The sequence below is a fragment of the Streptomyces sp. NRRL B-3229 genome (assembly GCF_000719505.1).
Taxonomy (GTDB): Bacteria; Actinomycetota; Actinomycetes; order Streptomycetales; family Streptomycetaceae; genus Streptomyces; species Streptomyces griseorubiginosus.
The window spans coordinates 1-235 of record NZ_JOGP01000161.1; the positions used below are offsets into that span (position 1 = coordinate 1).

Here is a 235-nt window from a genome sequence, read left to right on the forward strand (position 1 = left end):
GATGGCGAACAGGATGCCCTTCTCGGCCGAGAGCTTGTTGACCTCCGCCTCGAGCGGGTCGATCTCCGGGGTGTCGCCGCCGCCCAGGCTGAGGTTGACGACGTCGGCGCCCTGCGCGGCCGCCCACTCCATGCCGGCGAGGATGCCGGAGTCGTCACCCGAGCCGGTGTCGTCGAGGACCTTGCCGTTGAGGATCTTGGCACCGGGCGCGACGCCCTTGTACTTGCCGCCCGAC

General features: G+C 70.2%; 1 protein-coding gene. It reads right to left on the reverse strand.

Annotated elements, in window-relative coordinates; translation table 11 throughout:
* Positions 1-235, reverse strand: a 235-nt coding sequence (locus IF54_RS40325) for a S8 family serine peptidase (protein WP_037821298.1), incomplete at both ends; no start/stop codon positions are given.